This is a genomic window from Leclercia sp. Colony189, assembly GCF_009740165.1.
In the GTDB taxonomy this organism is placed as follows: domain Bacteria; phylum Pseudomonadota; class Gammaproteobacteria; order Enterobacterales; family Enterobacteriaceae; genus Enterobacter.
Window position 1 is genome coordinate 2848410 of record NZ_CP046557.1, and the last position, 24827, is coordinate 2873236.

Annotated in this window: 31 protein-coding genes and 4 pseudogenes; 10 read left to right on the top strand and 25 right to left on the bottom strand. The window is 53.0% G+C overall.

Annotated features, from left to right (window positions below):
- Position 1 precedes the first annotated feature (1 nt).
- The 4 genes from GNG29_RS13520 to GNG29_RS13535 are packed head-to-tail and all read right to left on the bottom strand — an operon-like array spanning position 2 to position 4658.
- On the bottom strand, positions 2-1108 hold the full coding sequence (locus GNG29_RS13520; RefSeq protein ID WP_156654728.1) for a phage minor head protein: 1107 nt from the start codon (positions 1106-1108) through the stop codon (positions 2-4).
- Between the two features lies 1 nt (position 1109).
- Entirely contained in the window at positions 1110-2513 is a 1404-nt protein-coding gene (locus GNG29_RS13525) for a DUF4055 domain-containing protein (RefSeq protein WP_156654729.1), read from the bottom strand.
- A gap of 4 nt (positions 2514-2517) precedes the next feature.
- Positions 2518-4089 (bottom strand): terminase, encoded by a 1572-nt coding sequence (locus GNG29_RS13530; protein ID WP_156654730.1) that lies wholly within the window; start codon positions 4087-4089, stop codon positions 2518-2520.
- Positions 4086-4658, bottom strand: a complete 573-nt coding sequence (locus GNG29_RS13535; RefSeq protein WP_156654731.1) for a terminase small subunit — start codon at positions 4656-4658, stop codon at positions 4086-4088. The genes GNG29_RS13530 and GNG29_RS13535 overlap by 4 nt, the downstream gene beginning before the upstream one ends.
- A 23-nt stretch (positions 4659-4681) precedes the next feature.
- On the opposite strand from GNG29_RS13535, the gene GNG29_RS13540 reads away from it, so the two are divergent.
- Positions 4682-4909, top strand: coding sequence for a hypothetical protein (locus GNG29_RS13540; protein WP_156654732.1), 228 nt, complete (start codon positions 4682-4684; stop codon positions 4907-4909).
- An 85-nt stretch (positions 4910-4994) separates the two neighbouring features.
- Positions 4995-5561, top strand: coding sequence for a lecithin retinol acyltransferase family protein (locus tag GNG29_RS13545; RefSeq protein WP_156654733.1), 567 nt, complete (start codon positions 4995-4997; stop codon positions 5559-5561).
- A gap of 123 nt (positions 5562-5684) precedes the next feature.
- Here GNG29_RS13545 and GNG29_RS13550 read toward each other — a convergent pair whose 3' ends face one another.
- The 21 genes and pseudogenes from GNG29_RS13550 to GNG29_RS13640 all read right to left on the bottom strand — a co-directional run bounded on the left by GNG29_RS13550 (position 5685) and on the right by GNG29_RS13640 (position 17143).
- Positions 5685-6077 carry a DUF2570 domain-containing protein gene (locus tag GNG29_RS13550; protein ID WP_156654734.1) on the bottom strand — a complete coding sequence of 131 codons (393 nt, stop codon included), beginning with the start codon at positions 6075-6077 and terminating at the stop codon, positions 5685-5687.
- Positions 6077-6640 (bottom strand): lysozyme, encoded by a 564-nt coding sequence (locus tag GNG29_RS13555; protein WP_103179509.1) that lies wholly within the window; start codon positions 6638-6640, stop codon positions 6077-6079. Before GNG29_RS13555 ends, GNG29_RS13550 begins: the two co-directional genes overlap by 1 nt.
- The gene (locus GNG29_RS13560) at positions 6618-6842 is read right to left on the bottom strand and encodes a class II holin family protein (RefSeq protein WP_103179508.1); all 225 of its coding nucleotides are present in this window, start codon (positions 6840-6842) and stop codon (positions 6618-6620) included. The genes GNG29_RS13555 and GNG29_RS13560 overlap by 23 nt, the downstream gene beginning before the upstream one ends.
- Positions 6843-7363: 521 nt before the next feature.
- The gene (locus GNG29_RS13565; RefSeq protein WP_103179202.1) at positions 7364-7687 is read right to left on the bottom strand and encodes a four-helix bundle copper-binding protein; all 324 of its coding nucleotides are present in this window, start codon (positions 7685-7687) and stop codon (positions 7364-7366) included.
- A 161-nt stretch (positions 7688-7848) separates the two neighbouring features.
- Positions 7849-8034, bottom strand: a complete 186-nt coding sequence (locus tag GNG29_RS13570; RefSeq protein ID WP_103179507.1) for a hypothetical protein — start codon at positions 8032-8034, stop codon at positions 7849-7851.
- A gap of 684 nt (positions 8035-8718) precedes the next feature.
- The gene (locus GNG29_RS13575) at positions 8719-9501 is read right to left on the bottom strand and encodes an antitermination protein (RefSeq protein WP_156654735.1); all 783 of its coding nucleotides are present in this window, start codon (positions 9499-9501) and stop codon (positions 8719-8721) included.
- On the bottom strand, positions 9498-9638 hold the full coding sequence (locus GNG29_RS13580; protein WP_156654736.1) for a YlcG family protein: 141 nt from the start codon (positions 9636-9638) through the stop codon (positions 9498-9500). The genes GNG29_RS13575 and GNG29_RS13580 overlap by 4 nt, the downstream gene beginning before the upstream one ends.
- Positions 9635-10246, bottom strand: coding sequence for a recombination protein NinG (locus tag GNG29_RS13585; RefSeq protein WP_156654737.1), 612 nt, complete (start codon positions 10244-10246; stop codon positions 9635-9637). Before GNG29_RS13585 ends, GNG29_RS13580 begins: the two co-directional genes overlap by 4 nt.
- Positions 10247-10248: 2 nt before the next feature.
- Positions 10249-10455, bottom strand: a complete 207-nt coding sequence (locus tag GNG29_RS13590; RefSeq protein ID WP_156655495.1) for a hypothetical protein — start codon at positions 10453-10455, stop codon at positions 10249-10251.
- Positions 10455-11051 carry a DUF1367 family protein gene (locus GNG29_RS13595; protein ID WP_156654738.1) on the bottom strand — a complete coding sequence of 199 codons (597 nt, stop codon included), beginning with the start codon at positions 11049-11051 and terminating at the stop codon, positions 10455-10457. The genes GNG29_RS13590 and GNG29_RS13595 overlap by 1 nt, the downstream gene beginning before the upstream one ends.
- 34 nt (positions 11052-11085) lie before the next feature.
- Positions 11086-11325 carry a hypothetical protein gene (locus tag GNG29_RS13600; protein WP_156654739.1) on the bottom strand — a complete coding sequence of 80 codons (240 nt, stop codon included), beginning with the start codon at positions 11323-11325 and terminating at the stop codon, positions 11086-11088.
- Between the two features lie 891 nt (positions 11326-12216).
- Positions 12217-12999, bottom strand: coding sequence for an HNH endonuclease (locus GNG29_RS13605; protein ID WP_156654740.1), 783 nt, complete (start codon positions 12997-12999; stop codon positions 12217-12219).
- Between the two features lie 98 nt (positions 13000-13097).
- Positions 13098-13181 (bottom strand): annotated as a pseudogene (locus GNG29_RS23370) (SAM-dependent methyltransferase); the annotation flags it as partial.
- Positions 13182-13514: a hypothetical protein gene (locus tag GNG29_RS13610; protein WP_156654741.1), complete on the bottom strand. Its 333-nt coding sequence runs from the start codon at positions 13512-13514 to the stop codon at positions 13182-13184.
- A complete protein-coding gene (locus GNG29_RS13615) occupies positions 13511-13957 on the bottom strand; it encodes a hypothetical protein (RefSeq protein ID WP_231736527.1) in 447 nt (148 codons plus the stop codon). The genes GNG29_RS13610 and GNG29_RS13615 overlap by 4 nt, the downstream gene beginning before the upstream one ends.
- Positions 13950-14213: a DUF977 family protein gene (locus tag GNG29_RS13620; RefSeq protein WP_156654742.1), complete on the bottom strand. Its 264-nt coding sequence runs from the start codon at positions 14211-14213 to the stop codon at positions 13950-13952. Before GNG29_RS13620 ends, GNG29_RS13615 begins: the two co-directional genes overlap by 8 nt.
- A 13-nt stretch (positions 14214-14226) precedes the next feature.
- The gene (locus GNG29_RS13625; protein WP_156654743.1) at positions 14227-14979 is read right to left on the bottom strand and encodes an ATP-binding protein; all 753 of its coding nucleotides are present in this window, start codon (positions 14977-14979) and stop codon (positions 14227-14229) included.
- A gap of 2 nt (positions 14980-14981) precedes the next feature.
- Positions 14982-15293: pseudogene (locus GNG29_RS23375) on the bottom strand (hypothetical protein); the annotation flags it as partial.
- Between the two features lie 360 nt (positions 15294-15653).
- A pseudogene (locus GNG29_RS23190) lies at positions 15654-16262 on the bottom strand (replication protein); the annotation flags it as partial.
- A gap of 81 nt (positions 16263-16343) precedes the next feature.
- The gene (locus GNG29_RS13635) at positions 16344-16913 is read right to left on the bottom strand and encodes a toxin YdaT family protein (RefSeq protein ID WP_156654744.1); all 570 of its coding nucleotides are present in this window, start codon (positions 16911-16913) and stop codon (positions 16344-16346) included.
- Positions 16914-16924: 11 nt separating this feature from the next.
- Positions 16925-17143 carry a YdaS family helix-turn-helix protein gene (locus GNG29_RS13640; protein ID WP_001568772.1) on the bottom strand — a complete coding sequence of 73 codons (219 nt, stop codon included), beginning with the start codon at positions 17141-17143 and terminating at the stop codon, positions 16925-16927.
- Between the two features lie 72 nt (positions 17144-17215).
- Here GNG29_RS13640 and GNG29_RS13645 point away from each other — a divergent pair, with 72 nt between their 5' ends.
- The 8 genes and pseudogenes from GNG29_RS13645 (at position 17216) to GNG29_RS13675 (ending at position 24800) form a co-directional block, all read left to right on the top strand.
- Entirely contained in the window at positions 17216-17629 is a 414-nt protein-coding gene (locus GNG29_RS13645) for a helix-turn-helix domain-containing protein (protein WP_156654745.1), read from the top strand.
- Between the two features lie 135 nt (positions 17630-17764).
- Positions 17765-18238, top strand: a complete 474-nt coding sequence (locus GNG29_RS13650) for a DUF6932 family protein (RefSeq protein WP_156654746.1) — start codon at positions 17765-17767, stop codon at positions 18236-18238.
- A gap of 56 nt (positions 18239-18294) precedes the next feature.
- A complete protein-coding gene (locus tag GNG29_RS13655) occupies positions 18295-19167 on the top strand; it encodes a hypothetical protein (protein ID WP_301563372.1) in 873 nt (290 codons plus the stop codon).
- Positions 19168-19527: 360 nt separating this feature from the next.
- Positions 19528-19743: pseudogene (locus GNG29_RS13660) on the top strand (cell division inhibitor protein); the annotation flags it as partial.
- A gap of 11 nt (positions 19744-19754) precedes the next feature.
- Complete coding sequence (locus GNG29_RS23195) at positions 19755-19916, top strand: YdaE family protein (protein ID WP_197431806.1); 162 nt, start codon at positions 19755-19757, stop codon at positions 19914-19916.
- Between the two features lie 138 nt (positions 19917-20054).
- Positions 20055-23396, top strand: coding sequence for a RecE family exodeoxyribonuclease (locus GNG29_RS13665; protein WP_156654748.1), 3342 nt, complete (start codon positions 20055-20057; stop codon positions 23394-23396).
- Positions 23397-23407: 11 nt separating this feature from the next.
- Complete coding sequence (locus GNG29_RS13670; RefSeq protein ID WP_156654749.1) at positions 23408-24523, top strand: RecT family recombinase; 1116 nt, start codon at positions 23408-23410, stop codon at positions 24521-24523.
- Between the two features lie 37 nt (positions 24524-24560).
- Positions 24561-24800 (top strand): DUF4060 family protein, encoded by a 240-nt coding sequence (locus GNG29_RS13675; RefSeq protein ID WP_156654750.1) that lies wholly within the window; start codon positions 24561-24563, stop codon positions 24798-24800.
- Positions 24801-24827: the final 27 nt, after the last annotated feature.

Consider the following 24827-nt stretch of genomic DNA (forward strand, 5'->3'; position numbering starts at 1 on the left):
GCTATTCCTCAAACGCCGAAGCATCCACGCGGCGCAGTTCGTCCAGGGTCAGGAACTCCCCGGCATCGTTGAACATCTCGGGTACCGTGATTTTGCCGTCACGCAGCATCTGCGCCCGGGTAACACCCAGCACCTGCTCCTGTCGCGCGTATGGTTGCCGGGCGAGCCAGTCGGCATAGCTGGTATGCGCTGGCACCTGCCCGTCCATCGACGCACGCGTAGCGCTGCTCAGCTCGCCAGAGGATATCTGCAACTCCTCCCACGATTTCGTGATCAGAGTTTCCCCAGAGCGGCAGCAGAAGTGAATTTTGCCGGGGCCGCGCAAATACGGCACCACATGCCCCAGCGGCTTGCCGTCGAGGGTGTAGAGCTTGCGGTCGCGGATGATGCACCACTGACTGGTATGCGTATCCAGCGTGGATGACCACTGCTTGGCCTTGACGATATCGCTGTTGGCCTGGGCAAACTCCTGCCGCGCCGTAGCGGCCATATGATTCACAGCGGTGCGGGTCACCACCGCCAGGTCGCGCCGGGATGCGTTGATCACCCCGTCTTCACGATTGAGTTTCGGCGTACCGGCAACGCGCCGGACAATCTGCTCTACCGTTTCTCCCTGGAGGAAACCGGTTCGCACAGCGTTGGTGATTTTGTCCAGCCTGTCAGCTTCGAGCTTCTGGCCCCACTCCTTCAGCAATCGCCCCTGGAACGGCTGCGCCGCTGCTGCGGCGTAGACCTGCTCGGGTGCAATGCTTTGCAGCGGAACGTGTTTCAAGATCTGCTGCGGGATGATGTTGCTGAACAGGTCCAGTTGATACCCGGCCTCATATTCAACGTAGCGCGTCAGTTCGCGTGCCAGCGCCGCGTTAACCGGTTCGTAGGCCTGATGATTCAGCTCACGCACACCAGCCAGCAGCGATGCCAGGCGACGGGCGCTGTAGGTATCCGCCCGTTTGCCGTCCAGAAGCACCAGCAGTTTCGCGGCCAGGTCTGCATCGAGTTTATTCAGCAGCGCCACCATGCGCCGGGCGACGCCAGTGCCGTAGCGCGTCACATAGAGGCCATGCGCTATCGTCTCATCCTGCAGGCGGTCGTTGACGGTACGGGCCATATCACACCTCTTCTGCTGGTGGCTCAATCAGCGAGGCCGATTCAGTCAGTAGTTCATCCAGGACCTTCTCAGGGTCGGCATCAGCATCAATCAGGTTGAGCTTCTGCAGGGCTTTAATGGCATCAATACGACGGAGGTCACCACCCTGACGCAGGGACTGAATAGCCAGCGCCGCCGGAGGGTTGAACTCTTTCGACTCGACATCCAGTTCAGTGCGGACATCGACACTGCCGCCGTCTTTCTCCCCAATGTACTCGGCCATGATTTGCAGGATGTTGTCGATCGCGTCTTCCAGGCTGGTTGCCATGGTGTAGAGCGGGGACTGCTCCTGCATCTTCTCTTCTGAGGTCTGGTCTACGGACTTGGTCGAGGTATTGTCGGTGCGCAGCAGCTTCGCGCCAGCCTGGCGCATCTGCTCCACCAGCTCAGCCAGCGACTCTTTGCCAGCGCCGATGGAGGAGCCGGTGTGCTCGACGTACTCGAGGCCCTGTTTCTGCCGATCATTGAAACTTGCCGCAGATGAAGAACCAATTACCAGTTCCTGCCCCTCCTCCAGCCCGAACACAGTGAGGATCGGCACCCGGGCGACGTGAAGGATGTTGTCCTGCTCGCTCTGGCTCTGCCAGTGCTTGACGTTCAGCAGCGCCATGTTGAGTAGCGGCGGTGAACCGCACATAAAGCCGGTGCGCTTGGTGTAGAGCGTGACCAGGGTGATATCGCGACGAGAGGTTTGCCATTCGTCGTGTAACGCCCAGGTGGCCTGCCCCTCTGCACCGGTAGACTTCCGGTAAATCTCAACCTTGCCCGGCGTCAGGAGGCGGATCTGTTCGACTTTCGTCTGCCCGAAGTCGTCACCGTCTTCGACCACCACCTCTTTGATGCGCAGCGACGTAAGCACGACCTTGCCGCCAGTCATCTTCGACTTCCAGCCGATCACCTGGCGGGGATTCAGCATGGTAACGTACGGACGCGCGCCGGTGGCCTTCTCATCCGCCTTCGTCTTCACCTGTTCGGGGTCAACGCGGGGATAGTCCACCAGCGCATGGGAGAGGCCATACTGCATCGCCAGGCTGAAGAACGACTGCGCCCATACATCCAGACGGGTGCCTTCAAGGTCCACGTCTTTTGCGAACTCACGCAACTGGTTCGGCACGTTTTCGCCCAACTGGATTGGCTCAGCGAACACACGCCCGACGTTCTGGTTGATCGTCTCTTCGTAGGCAGGAAGTAGCGTGGCCACAGCCAGGCGCTTTTTGAAATCCTCTCTGTCTTCCTTCGGCCAGCGCGGCAGATAGGCCTCACCCAGTTCGCGCATGTACAGCGTACCGCCCATCAGAGCGTCGTTAATGTCCCACGCCTGCACCATGTTCCCATAGTCCAGATTGGGTGTTGAAATATCAGGCATGGGGTTAGAGCCTCAGGCTGGTGACTTTGCCGACTTTCTTCGGCGGTGAATGCAGGACGGCGTAGCGCGTGCCATCCCAGTCGTGATCTTCCTGCTGGGTGTCTACGTCGTCAGGGTTCTTACTGTCGCGAACGAGCACCGGCACACGGCTAATCCAGCCCCGGCAATAGTCGAACACGTAGAATGCTGGTTTCTCGGGCGTACCTGATTCCAGCTTCTTGCCCTCAATGACGGCCTCCAGCATGTCAGCAAACAGGGCCGCGCCGTTCACACGCGATCCCGGCTTCTTGTTGGATGGCACCCATTTAACGCCCTGGAATTCCATTTTCTGGGCAATAGATAATTCGTCATCACCGGTGTTGTAGATAGCCCCGTCAGCAGGGCCGGGAACAACCTTCTTGCAGATACCGGGCATGATGTTCAGCTGCCCCTGCGTCACCCCGTTGAGTTTTATCTCCTCGGGCTCAGCAAGCTCTTCTCCCACCAGCCGTTTATCAACCCAAGCCACGCCTTTCGCGACGTTTGTGGACGACATATTCAGGCCTTTGTTCAATTCATCAGGCGGGCAGCCATACCATTCGCCAATTAGGATCAGCGACCCGGCCGGCGGACAAAACTGGCGACCATCAGGCAGCTCGGCGGCGGTGCCGTCGGCACGCGCCCACCAGAGGTTGGAGAACGGCTTCGATTCTCCCCAGTCGTGGGAGCGATCAACCGTCCAGCTATCAGGAATGCGGAACGGCTTGATGACATGATGCGAGGCATTCCACAGATGGTCAAAGCGCCCACCACTGGTGACATCCCATGAGCCCTCAACCCATGCCTTACGGCGGTTAGGGTCTTTGATGGCCATCAGCGTCGCGATGTACTGGGGATCCAGATAGGGGTTCTCTTTAAACGATCCGTGAATCGCAACGCGCGTAAGAGTAACGTCCTCTTCTCGCTCGGTCTGCGGGTTAAACACCTTTTGCGTTTCGCGAATGATGGTGCCGCGCGGTGCGGGCTCGATGAAGCGTTTCTTCACCCAAGTGTGGCCGATGCCAAACGGGTTGGTGGTGCTGAACGTCTCCAAGGGGATCGGCTTCAGCAGCGAGCCATCATCGCGCGGATAGTTCTCTGGCCGAAATGACGAGCGTCGGCAGGAGAACATCATCTCGTAGAACTCACCCGACTGCTGCTTGGTCAGCTCGTTAAAGCCGATGAACGGGAACTCCTGACCGTGATAGTCCCAGTAGTCCCCCTCTTCCTTCCCGAAGCGGAACAGCAGCTCTTCACCGGTAGGCCATACCCAGCGCAGTTCAGACGCTGACGCCAGATAACGTGCACCGTCATTAAACAGGCGGTACATACGCTTTGACTGGGTGATGATGTCGGTGAGGTTCTTATACTCAGTATCAAATATTACTCCACGCCAAAACGAGCCATAGCCAAGACCAACTAGGCGACGAAAGCGCGCCAGTTGCGCGGCAGTTTTGCCCGGCCCGCGCGTTCCCTCGTAGAGAATTTCATTACACGGGCAGCTCAGGGAGAGCGATTGCGATCCCGGCAAGGGTTTCCAGACGGCTTTGTAATTCATCCACCAAGAACCTCGCTCTGCTGCTTCTGCGCTGCCGCTTCCCAGTCGTCGACGTTATCGCACGATGGGACCGGCATGTTGCTGTGAGTTGCGGTGACCCTCTGCTCCACCTGCTCTTTGAAGGCCTGCACGCGCACATGTTTGCCGAGCAACTCAAGGTTCTTAACCTTGTCAGGCCATTTAATCTTTTTGAGGATTGTTTCCGCCGTCTCCTCGTCGAAGTTCTGAATGGTGGTACTGATATCCAGCCCGGTGAGCGTCGTTCGCCACGACTTGGGCCATAGGCTGATAGCTTTAAGGCTGCCGTCATCGTTAAGAATATCCAGAACGTCCATCTGGTCGATTTCAACCAAGCGCCGGAGCACATAATCGGCATCAATACCCACATCTTCGTTGCGCTTGGCTTTGAGTTCAGCAATCCTGTTTTGAATGACAGCTTTTGACAGCAACTTTGTGGCGGTACGGTTAGCAGTTTTAGCGCTGTACCCCACACGAATTGCTGCCTGAGTGGCGTTTAAATCGATGAGGTACTCGCGACAGAACATATCCTGTTTGTCAGTGAGTGCCATTTAAATACCTTTGGGAGATGCCTATGGGCAACGTGAAGATTTACGCTGGCTTGGTTAACGGCGACCTTATGCCAATCATTGAGGATAAAACCTCAGAAGATATCGTTACTGCCTTCACAAGCGATGATACTGGCGCACCGCCAACATCTGTGACTATTGAGGTGATTACCGAAAGTGGCTCTAAGGTCAAAATTTACATCCCTAACAGCTCAGCTGATGCCAGCGTTACGGTTGATGGTAAGAGAGTGTAGCCAAGTCGCCATTACGATGGGTCCGCCCATGGTGATAGCTATAGGTCTCTGATATGTTATTTATAACATTACAAGGAGTTCTTCTATGCGTCGTAAGGTTCCATGCAGCGGGGATATTCTTCGAATAAGAAGAAAGGGCCGTATCAAAAATTATTGGCACTGGGCCGTATATGTTTCCCAGGATGAAGTAATCCATTACACATCCTTAGATTCTGATGTCGGTTCAGACTTGAAGATTCAGGCTACACATTTATCACATTTTCTCAGGGGTGAAACGAAATTTGAAATTGTTAAATTCCCATCAAGTTACTCAGGGAAGAAGACTTTCACACCAGCAAGTACAGGAGCAATTGTTTTACCCATAACTGATTTCATAACTCAAATGTGGGATCAAAAATATGAAACCCGAGAGTTCCTATACGAACTATTCAGTCCTGACGAAGTTGTTGAAAGAGCCCGAAAGGAGATTGGCGAGCAACAATACAGCCTGCTCTTCAATAACTGCGAACACTTTGCTGTTTGGTGCAAAACAGGATTGCTTGAAAGTGAGCAAGTGGCATTTTGGAAAAAAATCGCTGAACGCAATCGCAAAGCAAAAAAAGCAACAGAAAAGATAAAAGATCATTTTCTCTTTTCCTCATTTTTTTGCTGATGTTCAATGCGTTTTATATCGGCTTTATCCAAATTGCACTGGCCCAGCGCCGACAGCAGGCTGACATTTAGCTCCAAACTGGCCCCGTAGGTCAGCGGGTCGGGAATGGCTGGTTGCTGCGTCTCAGCTGTCAGGTTTGCCGGGAGTGGTACCACCGGCACCGGCACGTACACTGTCCGCGTATTCCCGCAACCGGTCAGCAGCTGCAGGAGGCACAGGCCGATGAGCGCAGTCATCATTCGCAACAGCCACTTTGATATCTGCCTGGGCTCTCTGTGACTCCAGTGTGATCTGGTTCTTTGCATCCTGGTTGGCCTCTGAAATAGCATTGATGATGTTAACGGCCTGAATGACGTTGGCGGTGACGATGTTTGACGATTCGGCCTGCTGTTCTGCGCTGTCCGCCCGGGCCTTTTCCCGGTTGGCTTTATCGCTGTAATACCAGGCTGACCAGCATGCCCCGCCGAACAGGCAGAGAATGAATATTGCGATCGCAATGAGATAGTGGAGTTTCATCAGAACACTCCCGGGGCTGATGGTGGAGTACCCGGGTTAAGCGGCCCGGCGCCACCGTCAAACAGCTGCGGCTTTTGCTGCCACTCGCAGACTGAGCGCTCTATCTCGCGTCGGGTGATCAAGCCTTTCCACTGTTGCCCGCCAGCGTACGTCCAGCGCTGCAGCTCTTTGCAGGCACCAGCTACATCACCGGAGTTCAGCTTTTTCAGCAGCGTTGATTTGCCAAACGCGCCAGCGCCCACGTTATAGGTGAACGAGTAAAGCGCCGCTCTGGTGGTCTCAGGGATACGAACCTTAATCAACGGATCGATGGCCGCTGCCACCTTGCGCAGGTCTGACTGCAATAGGGCATCGCATTCCCGGTTGGTATAGCGGTAACCGCGCCGAACGTCAGCTCCAGTGTGTCCGTCGCATACGGTCCATATGCCAACCACATCCTGGTATGCGTAATACCTTCGCCCTTCCAGTCCGCCAGCATTGCCCAGCATAACCGCTGCAATCGTGATGGCTCCCGAACCGCCAGCAATCGCGGCCATCAGCTTATTCCTCAATGTCGGGTTCATGCCGGCTCCTGTTGCGACGGTTTTCTTCGCGGATTTTGAAGTACAAATTTGTCAGGTACGTAAGAACAGCAACTACTATGCCCACCAGTACGCCAATGGCGTTCCACTGCTCAGGGCTGTATGCGTTAAGAATGCCGTTCAACACGCTCCCCGCAGAGGCGCCATAAGCTGCGCCGGTGGTTATTTTGTCCATTCGAAACATCTCTCACCTCCGATAATTCCGGGGTGCTGTGTGTAGTTGGGATCAGGCTCTCCGGACGAATTAACGACAAGACGAGTGATGGGAGTTCCGGGAGCCTGAGATAAAAAAAGGCCCGCATTTTCAGCGGGCCTAACTGAGTTTAAATCTAAGTAGGTAGGTATGTTCCCCAGCCACCATCCGTATTGCTACTGTGTCGAGCAGCATTACTGACCGGTCAGGAGCTCCGGTTAATGGTTATGACTTGGTTACGATTAAATAATAGCACTACTAACGAAGCGCATATAAAAAAAGCCTGCTTTTGCAAGCAGGCAATACTAAACCCAGGTATTGATACTAAGACAGGTGCCGGGTGCCTCCCGGTGACTCGTTACCAGTTATACGAGCCGCAAGCATATCTGCACTTAGCAGTTAACTGGATTGCCCCGCCGCACAGGGGGATTCACCTGACTCTTAACAATAGCAAAAGTTTGTCAGAATTCTAAAGTGTCGATGCTCAAACAGAAAACTGGAAGCAAGTTCCATTAAGCCATCGAGCGGCACGCTTCTGCGCAACGAAGGCAAGCTTCAGAGCATTTCTGACAATGTTCTGCTTCGTGCTTCCCACATTCTTCACCGCATTTCTGACAGACTTCTGCGCAGACACGGCATAGCGATTTGGCAAATTCACTATCAAAGGTCATAAATTGCGCTGCGAGCCGACAAATATTCGCGCACTGCATATCGAGTCTTATGCACTCACGCATCATATCCACTTGTTCTTCTTTCAGACATGAAGCAGCACAATAATCACAGGCAGCCGCGCATTTGTAGCAGGCCTCGATGCATTCAGCATGGTTAATTGGCATATTTCGCTCCTTTCAGTCGTAAGCAGAAAACTAAGTCTGGTTACAGGAGTGCGATGATGCCAGTTAATAGGAGCGTTATTCCAAATTCGCCTAAATTGTAATTACAGGGAACGCATTCGAATAACGACTACCTTCATCAAATTCCGAAACGACTAACGATCTCATGATGGTGTAAGAGGACCTTCCAGAACTTCTGCTTCACCATTATCACAAATGGGATCCCCCTGCGTCAGGTGCCAGATACCGGTTACGGTCTTACCCGTTTCAAGGTCTTCGGTTTCTCCGTGGGTGTAGTAGGCAACCTGGACCTTCCCTTGGTGCTGTATCCAGTAAAATCCTTCCTCCATAATCATTGTCCTCTGCAAGCTCTGACAGAACTCATCAAGATGACATTATCTGATATGTAAACCGGAATCCAGGCTTGCTGTGCGCCACATAACTTACATTAGGGCCGGACAAAGAAGTGCATGAGTGGGTGTGATGCCGGGTGCCTCCCGGTGACTCTGCGCCAGACCACAGAACCGCGTTCTACTCACCTGCCAGTCTAGTCGCCCCGCCGCATAGGGGGATTCATCACAGGCACAGCCTAGTCTTCTTCCTGCCATAAAGCTATTTATATCTGTATATTTATTCAGTATGAACAAAAAGACCAGCAGTGCTGTGCTGGTTAGGGTCAGGTAAAACAAAAAGGCCGTCAATCGACAGCCTTAGAAATAGAAGATAATGAGGTTGTGGTGCCGGGTGCCTCCCGGTGACCCTGCGCTAGACCGCAGAACCGCGTTTTACAAACCCGACTCGTTTTGCCTAGTCGCCCCACCGCTAAGGGGGATTCACCACCCGGGCACTCTACGTTGCTTGCATGTTAAAAGATATATTTAACTTACAAGTTACTTAATAATAAAAAACCCCGCCGTAGCGAGGTTCAGAATTTTTAACTCTGGACATATAAAGCCCATCGTTAGTAAGAAATTAACACAGATTCCGGAAAAGTAAATAGCCCTCGCTTGAAACGTAAGCTATTTCCGTGAGCGCTATCGCGTTATCTGTTTCAGCTGCGCCTCTGCCCACGCCTCTTCAATGTCGAATTTAGTGATCAACTGGTCGTAGAACCGCTTAACCGACTTTTCCCAAGTAGCAACAGAGATCGCATCGGTAATCTGGCAAACAGCCGCATGTGCCTCAGTCGAAGGGATCCGCTCGTACCCTCTCCCGCCGCAGCGCTTGCAGTCGGCCAGAACCGGAACACCCTGCTGATCGGTCAGTTCTTTGCTTACCGCTTTACCGCGCCCCCGGCAGTCGCTGCATGCCGCGCTGACCTGGCCTGCGCCATTGCATTTTTTGCAGAGCACCTTAACGGTCTCTTGAACCTTCACCATGCCGGCCACGGTCATCTTGCCTTCCGGCTTGCGGTATTTATTGGTGAAGACGTCGGCCAGAATGAAGCCGGCCCCGGCACAGCAATCACACTGCTTAACGCTGGCTGCGCTGCGGGAATAATCCTCAAAGGCGAAGGCTGCCAGCTGATGCATTACCAGCGGCTTAACTCCTTCGCTCAGCTTGCGCAGCGCTGCAACCTTGTCGCATTTGGTCAGTGCGTATTCGGCCAGCAGCGCGATCGCCTTCTCCCTGTCATTATGGCTGATCCCCATCTTACCGAGGAAAGCGCTATACCCCATGGCGGCGCGTTCCTGCGTCATGCCCATGGCTGCCATGATGTCCGTACCGGTCAGGGAATCTGATGCGGTGGCGCGCGGGGAGTCGCTGATCATCGTGGACTTTGCGAAGTGGTATTTCACTGTGTTTTCGAGGTTCATGTTGCGGCTCCTGCCATCAGGTAAATGCGGATCAAGTTACGAAGGATGCGATAGTCCACCAGCACCGTTCCCGGGCGGCGATAAATGCGGAGGCGCAGCCAGCGCATGCGAAGCGATTCGATCAGTTCTGGTTTCATGCTGCTACCTGTTTTTTCAGCGTGCGTAAGTCTGCGAGGGCGGTGAGCCTGATTTCTTCAAGCTCTTCAACCGTCCAGCGATGCGGGGTATTGTTGCTCTCCAGTGCCAGAACCAGCTCTACTCCGTAGCGTTCCACAAGAGCGGCGCGATAGGCTTCAATGTTCCCAGATTTGTAGACGTTGCAAACGTCACACTGAAGATGGATGTTGATACGAGTAAAACGTAAGTGCCCTGCTGCAGCAGTTGTCCGGTAATGGCCGGCATGCCAGGCAAATGCTGTTTTAGTTCCGCATGATATGCACCCCTTACCTTCTGCGAGTTCGGTTTCCCTGCAAATGTCGTTAACGGCGCGCTGCGTCAGATCCACCCAGTGCTTAAGAGGCTTTACCGCGGCTTTCCTCTTGCGCCAGACAGCGTTTTCTTTTTTCTCGATGGCGCGCTGTTGGGCCAACTCTTTACGTTGAGACGCCTCACGGGCTTTTTTGGTCTGTTCTTTTCCGACGGCAGTAGCGCATTCGTAGCTGCATACCACCTGGCCGTCGCGAGCTGGGTGGAACCACTCGCGGCAGATCTGGTTTGCGCACTTACGGCGGGGTTTCTTAGCCATGCTCACCCCCAGACCTTTTGGCGGAACGTTCGCGGCGTTGGCTCGAGGTACTTAACCTCCTGCCGCTCTACGCTGACGGTCCAGGTGAGGTAATCAGGATTGAGGCTGCGCTTAACGGCTACGCCGCGGCGCTGGTACTGCCGCTGAAGTTCATCGGCCTGCTCGGTTGTGCATTCGGTATGCTGGAACCATGAGGATTTCATCGGCATCATCCCCCGAAGCTCATCAGCTGCGCAGCGGCGTTGTCCGCCTCGCTACGGCTCTTGAATGTCCTGGACAATATCCAGCGCCACAGGACATCCAGTGCGGCCCTGTAGAGCTGCTGAAACTCGGTCTCATCCATATTGGCGAAGGCGATACTGCGGGGATGTTTCCGGAGGGTTCCGTCAGGCAGCTGGATGGCGTCGTAATGCCCTGCCTCGATGGTTACCCAGGCACGGTAGGCATCGAAGGATTTGCAGGCGCTGATGCTGCCAGTGCGTTTGTCGGCGATGCGCTCGAGATACTGCTCAGCAGCATCCAGCAGCGCAGCTTCGCTCCCGCCGAACGAGGCCAGAAACTTCGCATAGCCGGTCACCAGCTTGCGTTCGTTGGATGAGATAGCTCCGCCGGTTGGCTCCCAGTATTCGAAGCCGAGATTCAGCAGAGCGAAGAAACGACGATGGAAGGCCGGATTACGGACCTGTTTGAAGTCGGCCACCAGCACGGCGCCGAGCTTGATTTTTGATTGCAGTAATTCGCTGGTCTCCGGCGAGGCGGGGATCAGGGTTCCTGCAGAATTCTTGATGAGTTGTAACTGCGCCATGGTGTTCTCCGTGGCGCATCAGGTCAACGGGTGTTCAGTCCGTTGATATCATAATATCAGAGGGTTGATTGACGTGGTAGCCGAGGCGGCGAAGAAAACGGGTTCCGGACGAAAGATTAAAAATTCCTTCATCCTCCAGCAGCGGGCGGCAAGATACCATCCCGTTCCTGGTGTAGACCAGGTACCGGCGCTCAAGCGACATTGAGCCCACAACCGTCCCGTCCGAGCGCCTGACAATGTCATACCAGTCGGTTTGTTCCTTGCTATCACTCACAAAACCCCCTTCTTTCCCACAGATAAACCAGAAATTTATTCTTCAGCAAATGCCTCCCGGCACTGCACTTTAGGCACGATAGCAAAGTCGATCTGTTTGTTAAGGGCTTAAAAAAAAATAAATTTCGAAAGTCGTTTTCGCTATCAAAAGGCAAATAGTTAAACCTGAATTACTGTATGCATTTACAGTATAATTTCATTTGCCCAAGTATGCACAAAAACCATCTATGGATGCAATACCATTTATCCGATTGATTTAAGTAAATATTATTGCTACCTGAGCGCAAACATTGATCGTTATTTTTAACAAGGCGGGCACGATGACAGCGCTGCGCTTAAAGGTTTGATTTGGCATCTGTACCCGTACGGGAAACACAGGGAATTACGTGACCGTCGCGGCAGCACCGCAAAGGCCGGCAGCGAGGCAGGCCGAAAGGTTGAGGGTTTGTTGTCGACCTGTGCGCACTTCTTAATCACTTTTGCAGATCAATATTGCGTTATCGATCGGTTGTATCGATCAGTAGGCAGATATGCGTAATGCCACCCGCTCCCGTCTCACTGCGAGCCCTCTGTGACACCCAAGAAAAAGGCCTCCGAAGAGGCCCTGACTGTCGATATGGGAATCCCCATATCGCTTGTATGGTAGGTTATGCGGCCTGCTCCCGTTGCTCGCACATCTCCGGCAGGTTTGCTCGCACCAGCGCCTCGGCAAACGGATGCGTCAACGCGTTATCGCTGCGGGCTACCTGCTCAGCGTTGAAGGGCATACCATGAGCTATTTGTCAGTCATTACTGACTCGGCAAGATGAACGTTGATCTTGTCGTGTGTATTATCGTTCTTTGCTGCCATTGTGAGGATTATCATTGAATGTTCCTTTAAATAACTCATCAATCACTTAACTGATAGATTCACTCGTTCCAGAGGCACACGAAGTTCAGTATCATGAATATCTTTATATCGAGGTTCAAGCCTTGCTGATTCAGAAAGAATAATACGGTTACCCTCAAAACTCAGGTGATCACTATCAAATAACTTATGGAAATCGGCAGCCAGCACAATTCCATTTTCTACACTTGCCCGACCTCTATCAGCGTGTCTAATTATATGACAGGCTTCAACTGCTAATGAACTACCGGTAATTGCACATTTACCGCCCCAGTTCGTCATAACTGCTTTACGAAACTTTTTTTGCTCTCTACGAATTTTAACCATGCGCAGACCATCCTCCCTGCGTTCCGGGGCTTCGGTCTGCTCATCTGGCATTACTATCAGTGAATTAAGTACCGATATGATTTTATCATCCAGAACTGCTCCAAGCGAAGCACCCTGATGGCAGAAATGTCGTTTAAAATTGGTCCATGGCTCTTTTCGCTTGCTTAGCGGGAGTTGTTCACCAATGAGCGATTCATCCATAGGCAAGAATGAATCAAGCACAGATAGGTCTTCGAGTTTAACTCGATAAGGATATTCATTATCTGGAGCATCGTAAGTATCAATAACTTCATACAAACCACATAGCTGGAAGCCTTTCGCACCAGCTAGTTTTTGAATAATAAAAAGGCGGTCACCGGAATTTACTTGACGTATTTTCCATTCCTGACCGACGCCATAGCCGTTACGGTAATTAAAATCCTGCGTATTTTTTGGGCCATGATATGCATAGAAATATTGCATGTACTATACCTTTCCTTTTTATAAAGAAAAAAACTATATCGGCAATTCTGCGAGAAAACTTAACTTGTTAATGCGTTCCGATTGTTGATACATGAAGCCGTGAATACGGCGCGCGGATCCTGCTTATCGAACCAGAACATGCGGGAGCCGCAGCACATATCCAAAATGGTTTGCTCTGCCATCTACTCCTCCTTGATGCTGATGCCAGCAGCGTCAATTTCCGCCTGGCTGCGATAATCTCCACCGATCACCACCTTGAGGCGGGCGATGGTTTCCCATGAGTTCTCCGGTGTTGCGCCTTCCAGCAGAGTCAGCGCGCGTTCCCGGGATTTTTGCTGTTCAGCGATCCGCTTCTCTGCGGCTTCCAGCGCTGCTATCAGCTCGTCGGTATAGTTCTCTACCGCTGATGCCATAATCCGCAGTTCATCGGTATGCGATTCCATGGTGAGGCGAGATAAGCGGTGTTGATTGGCATGTTTAGGTGCGCCTAAAAGCTCGTGTTTGCTTATGCTCATGCTGCACCGCCATGGCGAAGTTGGGCGGCGAACTCATGACCTGCCGCGAACACTGAGTTAGGTGTGACAACAATTTCTCCATCAACAACCGATTCATAGTAATCAGCCATTCTCACGAACTCTTCGACGGTGCTGGCCCGCACTTCAGCCAGGAAGGCGTCGGTTGATGGTGTTTCTGTGAACTCGCTAACCCAGTCATGGCCGAATTCTTCGGCGCACATCTTATCGAACTCACGCTCCGATTCTTTCAGCGCCGCATTCTCAGCAGCCAGCGCATCCCGCTGCTTCGTCATCTCGCGCAGCGCCGCGGTGGTGCAGTCCAGCCGTTCGGCCAGGCGAGTGAACATCTTCGCCATATCCATGATCGCCGTGTCGCTGCTCAACGCCTTGGCAAATTGATGACCAACGGCCACCAGCTCTTTGTTGTTCAGTGAATCACTCATGTGATGCTCCTCGGTGCGTATAACGTTCCATATCAAAGTCGATAACTGCCCGCTGATCGCGGAAGACGCCGCTGCGGCCGTGGCGGATAAGATGGCCCTGCTCTATGGCAGCCCGAATGTACTTCTCTGCGGTGTTGCGATGTAGACCAAACATGGCGGCGACATCGTTGGTCGTTGCGCGGCCATGCGTTTTCACCAGCTCGATAATCCAGGCGATGAACAGTGTGCGTTCCTTAGGTGTTTTTGGTCTTGGCATACTCACCCCCTTCTCACTTCACGGTCCGCAGGTGTGACACGTTCCCGCGGTAGCTTGCCCAGTCGAAGTTGACCCAGATGCCGCCATCCATACGGAGGCGGTCTACGACTCGCGCACCGAGTGTGACAACCAGCTCTTCGTAATTCAGGTTGCTCAGGATGCCAACTGGCTTCATGGCAGATAGACGGCGGTCGATGACCTGATTGATGATCACCTTCTCGCCGCTGCTGCCGCGCTGAATCCCTACTTCGTCCAGCACCAGCAGATCGACGTTGCAGAGGTCATTCAGCAGCGACGATTCGGACTGCCCGTCGTCGTAACATTCGCGGACGCGGAGCATCAGGTCAGGGATGGTAACCACCAGAACGGAGTGGCCAGCGGCCAGCAGGAAATTACCGATCGCCGCCGCCAGATGGTTCTTTCCGGTCCCCGGCGCGCCGCTGAAGACGAAGCTTGCGAATCCACCGCCGCCAAAATTCTGCGCGTAGCTCTTCGCCATGCTGTACGCCTTGCGCTGCTCTGGGCTCGAAATCTGGTAATTTGCGAACGAGCAGCTGCGGTGCAGAGCCTGGATGCCGGCACGACCAAAAATCTTCTCCGAGCGCGCACGCTGGTTCTGCTTGTCGATCTCCTCAGAACGCTTGCGGCCCTCAGCTTCCTGCCATGCCTGCCACTCTTCGACGCTGTTAAATTTCGGCTGTACGCTGTCCGGGATGAACTTCTTCAGGCGCTCAAGTGCGCTGCCAGTTCCGATTAAGCTTTTCATCGCTACCCCCTGAAACCCGTTGGGATTTTCTTGTCTGGTTGAGAAATGCGGTTCACATCCCGCCCCGCATTGCGGCTGCTCAGGCCGAATTTTGGCTTGAACAGTCCCTGGTACCCGTTGGCGATGCTGGCGTTGATTACGGCTACCGGATCGTGACCTTCGTCCAGACACTGTTTCAGCAGGCTGAACGCCTTGGTGACAGTCAGCTCGGTTTTAATGGCTTTGCCAGACTGCTGGCGATAGGCGACCCACTCACTCCAGGACGACGCGTCCAGCCATTCAGGAACCGGGATACTCAGCGGGTCAAATCTTGCCGCCCGATCTTTTTTGGCAGATTTAGACCCGCCGATTATCAGAACGCCCTGCTCAGTACGCCTTGCGATGTCGCCACGTCGTAAAACGCAAATGCCCGACTCGACTGCGCCAAGTTTCAGTAGTGATTTTTGTCGAGGGGAAATTCGATCTAGCTCGATACCACACCGAGTTCCATTCCCATCAGTCACGACGATATCAATCCTCCCTTCACGCCCATCACCGCGTTCAGGAACCGGATACTCGCGGTGAACATCCAAACCGGCAGCTTGCAAGGTGGCGATCGCTGAATCGTGAAATTCCAATGCTGAAGCGCCCGATAATTTTCCCTCAAGCACCCCAGCAACGTACTCCCGAAAATCCCTTCCAGCAGGGAAGGGTTTGGGTTGGGTTAGATCTGTATTTATATTTGTCTTTGGAAGAATGTCTTTGGTGTTCCCTGTTTTCAGGGATCCCTTTCCCTGTTTTTGGGGATGGTTATCCCCGTTTTCAGGGATGGTTGAAGGGGTAAAATTGCTATCCCTGAATTCAGGGATGGTGATAACCCATGTGACAACTTCAGCAGCAGGGAAAGCCGCTGGACATTTCGTGCAATTTGGCTTTGCGTAAGCCCATTTATCCAGATTGGTGTTGATCCCTATGTATCTGGTTTGCCCAATCCGGCGCAGGATGATGATGTTCCGGTAAGCCAGATTCAGCACGGCTTCAGAAACATGTTTCACCTTCAGCGTCGTTTTGTCTGCGATGAGGCTGTTGGCGATCCGGTCTGATTTTTTCGACCAGCCATACGTCAGCCGAACGATGGCATTCAGAACGCGGAATTCCCGGCCCGATAGCTCGACGATACACAGGGCATCCTGAATCTGGTTGGCTAAACGCAAATAGCCGTTCTCCAGTTCAGCCATGCGGCTCTCCTGTTTTCCCTGCTGCGCGGGGAATTTGTATATTTCAGCGGTATTTGACATACTGATCTCCGCAATTACGCTCAGTTTTTGCATCAGAAAGCCGTTGGTGTTCGCGCACCTCGGCTTTCGCCTTTTTAGAAACTGTCATCACATCACTCCCGGAACCATCGCGGCCAGGCTCGCCAGAACCGGGCCGAGGGAATCAGTTGGCAGGAAGCGCAGTAATGCTTCTGCTGCTTCACGAACCTCCTTCTCCAATCGCTGAATTGGCTGCCCAAGCAGTTTTGCCTGATGCGCCTCTCCGCATTCTTTGATGGCTTCTGCGATCAGCTCTTCATTCGTTTTGCCCGTCACCAGGCCGAATTCCCGCGCTACTGCTTCGTTATCGCGAGCCATCACCGCCACGATCGCAGGAGTCAGCATTTCCAGGTACTTGTCATACTTTGGCCCGGTGTTATTAATCATCCGGAAGAAATTAACTTTGGTGCCATGCACCGAACCGGCCAGCAGCAGGCCGCGACCACCACTGGAAAACCACTCTTTCGCAACCAGCTGCGAGATGTAGTTTTGCGCATCGCCGGGCGTTGCCCTGTTCCAAGCTTTCACAGCCTCCCGGATATTTGAGAGTTTGCACGAGTGGCGCGGCAGCTCCTGATATTTCAATGTCACTCGCCCTGGGGCTGGGTTGCTATCATGGTTAAAAATTCGTGTTTGCATTGTCAGTACTCCTACTTAGGTAAACCATCAGTGGGGTTCGGGTAGAGATCAGGACGCAGTTCATGGGGGGTTACGCCTGTCATTTTAAAAATTGGGAAGATATAGCTTGGTGGTACGATCCCCTGGTCACGATTCTTCCAATGACTTACAGACATGCTTGTCACACCAAGTGCGATGCTGAGCTTTCTGGCAGAGCCAGCGGCTTTAATTGCTTTATCGAGTGCGGACATGTGGTTCTCCTGCTTATTGACAGCAGAAGTAAACCACAGATTTACAATTCATGCAAACTTTGGATTTATTGTATGTATAAACCAAATATTTACAATGACGATATGAGAAAAGAAGAACCCAACCTCGTTCTGGTAGAACGCCTCACCGAGATCACTGATCGCGGCGTTACCAAAGCAGATATGGCACGCATAGCCGGAGTGACCCCTCAGGCGGTAAACGGCTGGTTCAAAAAAGGCGTGATTAGTAAGAAATCAGCACTGGCCATAGCCGATGCTGTTGGAATCTCTGTCGCGTGGCTTCTCGGTGAAGATGTCGGAGAGAAAGACGGACTAAAGCCGGACGAACAGCGCCTACTGGAGCTCTACCGCCAGCTGCCTGAAGAAGAGCAACAGAACATGCTTCGCATCTTTGCTATCCGACTGAAGGAGTTGGATGAGTTATATGAGAAGTACATGAAGGGTCGGATTCGATCTCAAGAAAATTAATACTCTAGGTTAGCGCTTTTAACGGGATAGAATTTTTGTAGCTATCAGAAAATGAGTTTAAATCAGACTGGGCGAACGTACCGCCAAAATCGTTGGTACACATTTAATTAAAACATGTAAGGGATTACGCTTCTTATGTCTAAGAAATGCTATCCGCCACTTTTCACACCCGGTTTTCATGACCTTGACGACAATGAATTGAAGAAAATCTGTGTTGATAGTTTTCCTCAGTCAACTCGGCGATCCATGCTATACTGTAATTTTATACAGTTAATTTCCAGCCTGCGTGTTCTCAATAAGCAATTTAATTGCTTTCTGGAAATTTGGGTAGATGGCTCATTTACAACTGAAAAACAAGATCCTGATGACGTTGATATACTTGTTGTTATGGATTTTGATGCTATAAATGCCATTCCCGTTATGTTTGTTCCTCAAGTGGAAAGTCTCTTGGATAGGGATTTCATAAAGTTAAATTATCATATTGATCTTCTGCCCCTGTTCAAAGGGGATCCAAAGTCTGACTATACAAACGACAGGATGTATTGGAGAGGGTGTTTTGGGTACGATAGAGAGGAAACACCAAAAGGTTTAGCGAGGGTTGTAGTATGAGCACAGAGCCTAAATTCATAACTTTAAAACAAAGGATTGCGTTCATTCAGGATCGTATGAACAAAATCGGCCCTGCTCATGAAATGACTCTTGCCGACAGAATTTTAGCGCGCAGCTTAGACTCTCATTTGAGTGATTTGAGGGCTGAACTGAGATCTGTTGAGATAGAGCACCCTCTACAAGATTTCATGGAGTTAAGGTTTAAAGGCTTCCTTGTTGACGCAGGAACCATGCCTTTGGAATTACTTTCCGTTATATCTGGCAACCTTGCTGGCTTAGTTCAAAAAGCTGTGCATCGCATTTCATCAGGAAAAGACTCCCGCAAGGTGCCTGTTGGAATAAAGCAGTCTCTAGATATGAGACTCGCTGATTTGAGGCCTGGTTCAACAAAGCTAGCCATCACGTTTTCTACAGGTGCATGCGAACTAGTTGATACGGTTTCTAGCCATGCCGTTAAAGAGATTTTCTCAGTACTAGAGGCTACTGACGAAGATTCATTTATATCTAAGCTTGCAGAAATCGGATCTAACTCAACCCATAATCTTAAAAATATTGTAGAAGAGTGCGAGCGGAATAGCTTAGCACTAGAAATGTCGTGGATCGGTCCATTAAGTGAAGGTAGACGTTCAGTTTCCTTAAACAAAGAAGCTATTGATAGGCTCACAAAACGGTTGGCTTTCACGGAAATATCCAAACCATGGGATGAGATTATCACAGGTGAGCTATCACTGCTCTCCATGTATGGCAAACTAGAAGTGGTAAATGCTGACGGAAAAATAAAAGCATCCTATCCTATTGATATGCTTACTGAAATCCAATCAAAGTTTAAAGTCGGCTCGCACGTATCAATGGTCGCTAGTGTTACAGAAATTCATAATGACAGATTAAAAATTTCTAGACGTAACTATATGATTAAAAGTCTTAACTAACCAACCCGGCCACCGTGCCGGGTTTTTTATACCCTCCCCCACCAGCTCCGCTGCCAAACTAACACCCCGCCCCCCCCGATCCCGACCATAGCGTCGGGTTTTTTTTGCCTGAAATCAGGCAGAGCCCTCACAAAACCCACCTATATAAACCATCGATTTACAATTAGCATTAACCTTGAGTTGACATATCTATAAACCAGTGATTTAATCTCTATCACCAAGACGCACCACGAACCACCCAGGCATGGAGCCCACGAAGTAGCCGCCGACGGCATACGAATAGTCGGATGAGGTGGAGTGATTAACGCGCATCAGGTTCAAGAAACGTTCCGCCAGCCTGGCGACAAGGGCAAATGAGAGGGAATCATCATGGTTCATCAGCACTATGGCACCCAGACGGTCAACCGCGGCGCAGTTCTACCCGGCATGCTCGTTAAGCACAAAGACAGCACCTGGACGGCATCAGCTAATAAGCGCGGAAAACTCTACCTGCATCGTGGTATTGAGCGCACTTACACCACCGATCTGCTGGTCGAAGTTTTTCTGAATGGCGTGGGGAATGGCCTGAGCCATTAACGGAGGGAGTCATGCAAGAGAAGAAATGCGCGTACTGCCGCAAACCAATCGAGCAAGGGAAAGAAGTTAAAAACGTATTGCTCTTCATCCGCGGTGCCCAGCTGGCGCGCGAACAACGTGATTACTGTTCTGTGCGTTGCGCTTCGTACGACCAGATGGCCCACGAAGCCTAACGTAAAACCCGCGCAAGGCGGGGTCTACGTCCGGTGCCACCGACCAAAGTACACCGGAATTTTTACCAAAACCAAAAACACACCCAATGGGCGCTATCTCTGGCCCGGGGATCTTACATCCAAAAATGAGGATCTGACATGGAATTTTTCTACGTGGTTAAGGCCACTCAGAAATCCGGCAAGCAAGATGCAGTGATCTGGTTCACTGCGAAAAGCGAAGCCCGCGCCGCCCTGACGCTTGATGTTGAGCTGGAAGAAGCTGGCATCGAAACCGGCCGTGGGAAAGACTACGCCAAGCCAGTACGCACCGACATGCCTGTTGTTGACGACCTGCCGGAAGAAGGTGTCGTCTGCTTCGAGTTCTGTAAGCGCTACGCTCTGGCCGACGACCAGCGCACCTGGAATGTGATCCCTGGCGCCGCGTCTCAGGGCGAAGCCACCCCTACCCCGGCGACCACCAGCGATGCGGAACAGCCTGCCGCGCCGGTAACCTCCACTGATACCGCAGACGCCGGCAAAACTTCCCTGCTGGAAAATCGCACCCCGGCTGTCCGCTTCGCCGTCCATCTGTTGGGTGATAAATACCTTTCGGAGATTAGCCAGGATCAGCAAATCGTTGCCAACGAACTGGCGACCGATGAGGGGAATGCTTACTTCCAGAACCTGCTGCAGGCCAAAAATGACGTTGCTGATATTGGCGGCCTCAGTCTGCATGCTGAGTGGAAACTGGTGCAGGCCATCAAAGACGTTTTCCCCCAGGACAAAGAACACGAACCCGCGATACTGGCTACCTTCATGTCGGGCTGGATTAAAGCTGATGACCGCAACCAGCTGGTAGAGGACTGGAAGAGCGGCAAGCTTCCCGCCAAGGATGAGCCGACTCATTGGTATGAAAACGGCCTGCGTGTAAATAAAAACGACGATGGGTTAACACGCTATCCGGTCTGCAAAATGCCATTCCGCAAACAGCTGCTTGCCCAGTTGACGGTGGACGAACTGCGCCATCACATCACCCGCAGCGAGAATGCGGAACTGCATGCGCTGGAAATGGATACGGATAATGGTTATGTCCAGGATCTTCTGCTCGCTGCTGAAAATTTCCCGGAAGTTAAGGCGTTCGATACCAAAGACCTGTGGCGCTATACGAATGCCATTCGCAAAGTGTTCAGCATGGACAAACGCCATGAGCTGGGCCTGCTGCTGCAGTTCACTAAAGCCTTCGTAACTACACCATATATCGACCGCGGGATCCTGACGCGGGAATGGACCGCCGGCAACCGCATCAGCAACGTACAGCGCACTGACGCCGGGACCAATGCCGATGGCGGGTACGTAACTGACCGCGGCGCTGATGCGCACCATACCCTGGATACTCTCGATTTGGAGATCGCCTGCGCCCTGCTGCCGATGGATTTTCACCACTTTGAAATCCCTTCCAGTGTTTTGCGTCGCGCAAAAGAGATTGTCGCGACCAAAGAAGAACCATGGAAATCGTGGAGCAAAATCCTGCGCAATCAGCCTGGCGTTCTGGCAGTGAACCGCGCGGCTATCTTCAACTTGGTACGCATCGCGCCGGAGAATATCCACCTGACTCCTGCTGCGCATCTGGAGTTCGTGAACCGGACAATGACGGCTGAATTTAATGCTGCCGTTGAATTGCTGCCACTACCTGCACCAGTTGAACCTGAAATTGATAGCCAATTTGTTGATGGGCAACTGGCGGCCGACCGCGGCGAATTCGTGGAAGGCATCAGCGACCCAGCCGATCCGAAGTGGGTTAAAGAGAACCTGACCGCCGCCAGCCAGCCGCAGGTCGAAAACCTCGGTGGCGGCATGTTCTCCATCGAAGGCCTGATGAACGAAAAACAACCAGAAAATGATGACCGTTCACCGGTTAATGAGGAGACCACCAGCGATGTGCAGATGGAAGAGACTGACCCGGCGGAAGGAGAAGCTGGTAATCCGGTTCAATCAGGCGAAAGCGCTGATGCAACTGATCCGCAAACAGATGCCCTGAGCCCGGCAGAGATTCTTGCCGCCGCGGCGCCGACCCTGGCAAACCATGACGAGGCGGATGTAAACCAGAAAACGGAAAATGCGCATCAGAATGAGGATTCTGCGCATCAAAACGAGCCAAAAGTGAATCAGAGCGAGCCAGAAACGCATCAGGCCGAACCAGAATCCGAATATCCTGCCTACTTCGAACCTGGCCGCTATGAAGGTCTGCCGAATAACGTGTATCACGCGGCGAACGGGATCAGCAGCACCCAGGTGAAGGATGCCCGGGTCAGCCTGATGTACTTCAACGCGCGCCACGTTGCTAAAACCATCCCGCGCGAAGGTTCCAAAGTGCTGGATATGGGCAACCTGGTGCATGCGCTGGCGCTGCAGCCGGAAAACCTCGATGAAGAGTTCAGCGTGGAGCCCGTGATCCCGGAGGGAGCATTCACCACTGTGGCGACCCTGCGCGCCTTTATCGACGAACACAACGCCAGCCTGCCGGCGCTGCTGAGCGCTGATGATATCAAATCGCTGCTGGAAGAGCACAACGCCACCCTGCCCGCGCAGGTGCCGATGGGCGGCAGCCTGGAAGAAACAGCGCAGAGCTATATGACGCTACCAGCTGAGTTCCAGCGTATCGAGCAAGACCAGAAACAGACTGCTGTCGCGATGAAGGCCTGCATCAAAGAGTACAACGCCACCCTGCCTGCACCGGTGAAAACCAGCGGCAGCCGTGACGCGTTGCTGGAGCAACTGGCGCTCATCAATCCTGACCTGGTGGCGCAGGAAGCTCAGAAACCGGCACCGCTGAAAGTGTCCGGCACCAAAGCAGAGATGATTCAGGCGGTGAAGTCCGTTAAGCCGGATGCTGTGTTTGCTGACGAACTACTGGATGCGTGGCGCGACAATCCGAGCGACAAGATTCTGGTGACCCAACAGCAGATGCAAACGGCGCTGGCCATTCAGAAAGCGCTTCGTGAGCACCCGACCGCCGGGAAACTGCTGCTGCACCCTGATCGCGCTGTTGAGACGAGCTACTTCGGTATCGACGAAGAGACCGGGCTGGAAATCCGCGTACGCCCGGATCTGGAAATTGACATCGAGGCGGTACGTGTGGGCGCTGACCTGAAAACCATCAGCATGTGGAACGTCAAGCAGTCCGGCCTGCGCGCCCGCCTGCACAGGGAAATCATCGACCGCGATTATCACCTTAGCGCTGCCATGTACATGCAGACCGCTGCCCTGGACCAGTTCTTCTGGATTTTCGTCAACAAAGACGAGGGCTACCACTGGATCGCCATTGTTGAAGCCAGCGAAGAGCTGATTGAGCTGGGCATGCTCGAGTATCGCCAGACGATGAACCGCATCGCAAACGCGTTCGACACTGGCGTGTGGCCAGCGCCGATCACCGAAGACTACACCGACGAACTGAACGACTTCGACCTGCGCCGCCTTGAAGCGCTGCGTACTCAGGCATAAGGGGAATGACGATGGAAAACATGAATATCGTAACCGCGGAGCAGCAAGCTCCAAACACTATCTCTGCTACTAATTCCATTTTTAACGTGCAGGCGCTGGGGCAGCTCCAGGCGTTCGCCGGATTAATGGCGCAGTCCGCCGTCACCGTTCCTGAGCACCTTCGTGGCAATCCCGCCGACTGTATGGCGATCGTCATGCAGGCTATGCAGTGGGGGATGAACCCGTACGCGGTGGCGCAGAAAACGCACCTGGTCAACGGCGTGCTGGGCTACGAGGCGCAGCTGGTAAACGCGGTGATCTCCAGTTCAAACGCCATTGTGGGCCGCTTCCACTATGAGTACGAGGGCGATTGGTCGAAATGCGCCAGCATGCGCGAAGAGATCGTTAAGAAGCCAGCGAAAGGCGGCGGTACGTACGACAAAAAAGAAATGGTACGCGGCTGGACCAGTGCTGACGAGCAAGGCCTGTCTGTTCGTGTGGGGGCTGTCATTCGCGGTGAGAGTGAGATCACCTGGGGCGAACCGGTATTCCTGTCCAGCGTGATTACGCGTAATTCTCCCCTGTGGATTTCGAATCCTAAGCAGCAGATCGCATATCTGGCCCTCAAATACTGGGCGCGCCTGTACTGCCCTGCGGTCGTACTTGGCGTGTATACCCCGGATGAAGTCGAGCAGCGCACCGAGAAAGAGATCAATCCGGCCCCAGTCCAGCGCGTGAGCCTGGCTGATATCAAAGGTGACAGCGTAACAACCACCCTCAGCGCGCAGGAATCAGCCACCAACATTGACGCTATGGCTGATGATTTCCGGGATCGCATTGAGGCCGCGCAGGACGTAGATAACGCCAAAGCAGTTCGGGCCGATATCGAAACTGCCAAGAACACGCTGGGTTCGGCCCTGTACACCGAGCTGAAAAACAAGGCCGTGAAGCGTTATCACCTGGTGGATGCATATAACAGGGTCGAGGCAGCGATCAACTCCCTGCCGCAGCCCGGCGAACCGGATGGTGCCGAGCGCTTCGAAGAAGCTGAACGCGTGCTGGCGTCGGCAAAACGTCATCTGGGCGACGAGCTGCACGATAAGTTCAGCATCACCCTGGCAGATATGAAACCGGAATACGTGGCCTAAGGGAGGCGGGAGGGTTCGCCCTCCCGGTAGAGAAATTATGCGATTAATCAACCGCAGCACACAGTCACCGCTGGCGCGTCAGGCCTGCGAAATCGCCCTGGCGGCCCATCAAGAGCGATACGGAAACTACGGGCGCAGCCGGATGAAAGAGACGTACACGGTACGGGTGGAAGGAGTGAAGGTCTGGGTGGAGGTGGTGAACCGGAAAGCGAGCTACGTGGCCACGGCAATGACCGGCATGCGCCGCCTGCGATCCTTACCCGGGCAGATCGCCTGATATAGAAATATCACAAACACTTTTCCG